The organism is Vibrio mexicanus, from assembly GCF_001012815.1.
In the GTDB taxonomy this organism is placed as follows: domain Bacteria; phylum Pseudomonadota; class Gammaproteobacteria; order Enterobacterales; family Vibrionaceae; genus Vibrio; species Vibrio mexicanus.
The window spans coordinates 1-2,631 of sequence record NZ_JYJP01000005.1; the positions used below are offsets into that span (position 1 = coordinate 1).

3 protein-coding genes are annotated in these 2,631 nt (G+C 37.1%); 1 reads left to right on the forward strand and 2 read right to left on the reverse strand.

What is annotated here, in order from left to right; genetic code table 11:
• A partial coding sequence (locus tag UA76_RS01260; RefSeq protein WP_238322129.1) for a hypothetical protein occupies positions 1-372 on the forward strand: 372 nt, incomplete at its 5' end.
• A 169-nt stretch (positions 373-541) separates the two neighbouring features.
• On the opposite strand, the gene UA76_RS01265 is transcribed toward UA76_RS01260, so the two are convergent.
• Both UA76_RS01265 and UA76_RS01270 read right to left on the reverse strand, forming a co-directional pair.
• A complete protein-coding gene (locus UA76_RS01265; RefSeq protein WP_047042324.1) occupies positions 542-1,162 on the reverse strand; it encodes a hypothetical protein in 621 nt (206 codons plus the stop codon).
• A 35-nt stretch (positions 1,163-1,197) separates the two neighbouring features.
• Positions 1,198-2,493, reverse strand: coding sequence for an AAA family ATPase (locus UA76_RS01270; RefSeq protein WP_075202515.1), 1,296 nt, complete (start codon positions 2,491-2,493; stop codon positions 1,198-1,200).
• Positions 2,494-2,631: the final 138 nt, after the last annotated feature.

The following is a 2,631-nucleotide window of genomic DNA, read 5'->3' on the forward strand; positions in this document are numbered from 1 at the left end:
TGTGCCAGTTCTGAAACGGAGAAATATTCGATGGAAAAGTGGTTGATAGAAGTGAGTGAAGCGTTAGATGAAGCTCTGCATGCAATTGCTTCTGGGGAAATTCCGAAAGAAAATATGTATCAGCTAGCATCAGTTTTTTACTCTAAGCGAAATCATATGAACAATGACGCACTGTTTGAAGTGATGAATGACGAAATTGATGAGCAAGTTAAAACAGACTGGTCACTCGATTCTAACTCGAAAAAACAGTACAAGTTTCACTTTGTATCGTCTTATCTGCTTTGCTTTGTCGTAGCAGGTAAAATTGATGAGTTCTTCTACGATCAAATTATGGAATACGTGAACGAGAGCTTGGACTTATTTGAAGGCTAGGCCAACGTTAATCCGGCACATAACAAAGCAATTAAGTCGGATTCCATACGTGTGCCGACTCGCTTGCGCTCAAACATAGCACGCGTATGTCACCGCTTATTGCGGCGTTAGCTTTCATAAAGCGACTAAAGCTAGCCCCTGCGGAAACTAGCTTTAGTGACGCGTATTACTAACTGTCAAAGTGTTCTATTATTTCTTCAACCCAAGTGGGAACGCTCATATCACCTTTTTGTGACGCAATATCACAATAATGTAACGCTAGAGGCTTCTTAATAGAATCACTTCCTAAGTATGCCTTTAGGTCGTCAAATTTTTGATAAGCCGTAACAGTTTCTTTCTTAAGAAAAGGTATGTTTTTTGTTAAGTCTGAATGCTTTTTATCTAGATCTGATTCGTAAGAGTAGTTAGACAATAAGTTCATTAGCTGAGCATCTTCTTGGGCTACTTTATTTAATGCATGCCATGTAATCTCAGGGTCTAGTAGATCTTCTATTTCAGTGTTTGTAGCTGTGTTGTTAGCTACGGATATTAACTTTGCATCATCATTCTCGCGGTCGAGTATTATTCTATCAAACCGTAACTTCTTCTTGTAATTGCCAGCTTTGTAGCCAGGTATCTGTATCAATGACTTTTCATCTGTATCTATAAGGCAAAGGACTCGTCCTTTTATTTTATTCAGCTCTTCTGATTCAGAAAATGGAACATCTAAAAACTTGAATAGTTTTTTAACATTACCACAGCCATTAAATGGGAGGATGTTTAAGTTATCTACTCTATCTTTTAAGTACAAGTTAAGGTAGAGAGCATCTTCATACCCTTCACATATTATCCAGTTGCATTCGATGACTTGAGAATTGCCAACATTGAACTCATGAGATCGAAGTAGCTCTTCATCTCAATCGAATCAGGAAAATGTCTTCTGTTGTCGTAAAGGTTCGCTAATGGATAGCTCACTAATTTTGGAGCATCATCTCCATTTTCTGAAACAAAGTGTAAACGGCCTTCTGAAGGTCTTAATAACAATCCATACCAATGAGTCGTAAGGAGAAGTTGGTGATTATATTGCTCAGATAGCTCAGTTAACCGAGCAAATTGAGAAAACCTATGTGCAGAATCTAATGAGTTTTCTGGTTCGTCGATAGCTAATATAACTTTCTTATTCATCTGGTTTGTTGATAATAACGTAATTGCTACATCCATGAGTGCCAATCTTTGTTGACCAGAGCTAAGACTGTTTATATGTTTACCATCCTTAGTAAGTGGGCGTATACTGAAATATTCTTTCAATATTGACGCAAGAATATCATTTGGTTTGACGGTTTTTTTGTTTGTTCCTTTGGGCTCAAACTTATAACCGCTGAGAAGCTTGGTGTTGATACTTTTGATGTAATCATCGAGATTGGAATTGATTAAGTCGACAATGCTACTTTTCCTTCCACCAACTTTTTGTCCAGTCGAATCGTAATTCTTTTTCGACAACAGGCTTATTATCTCATCTGTTACACTTTTATCCATAAGGGCTTGCATCTCATTTGCCTGCAAACTCAGAATGTCACTGATAGAGCTTTCAATGGGGATATATACGTATGTATAGTGAGAAATTAGCTTTTCAAACAAGCTTGTTATTTTTGCTTTCGACACACCATAGCGTTTTGTTTGGTTAAGTATGTAACTATGAACAGTAGACGTTAGAACGACGTTTCCTGTTTTGTCCTTACCTATACAAAATAATAGGTAGTCATTTCGGTCTATATTTTTTTCTAGTTCATTCCGCCATTCTGCGAATTTGATATAGTGTTCAGGGTTGCTTATCTTCCTTGGATCAAGGTTCCAGAAGGCATCTGAAATCTTTTCTTCTTCGGTGCTATAGTTAAAATCTGACTTCTTAATCAGAAAAACTGGACATATGAATGTACGGTCCTTTCGTTGTCCTAAAGTCGTATCCCAATGTTTAAGCTCAACTTCGTTCATTAGACAGTGAAGCGACTCAAGGATCGATGACTTTCCTATGCCGTTTTCACCTATAAACACATTTAGGTTTTCACGCATTTCATAGTTGAAGGGAATAAAGTTAATGTTGCTATAACATTTATAATTTCTTAAGAAAAGCCCTGCAATCAAGGATGACACCACTAAGTAAGTATTACGATTATGACAATGGTAACATATCCCCTTATAAGTAGAACTAAAATGTTATACCGTTCATGTGAAAACGATTATATAATCAGTGCTTTAGTTGGCACTCGGCCGTAAGCAAGC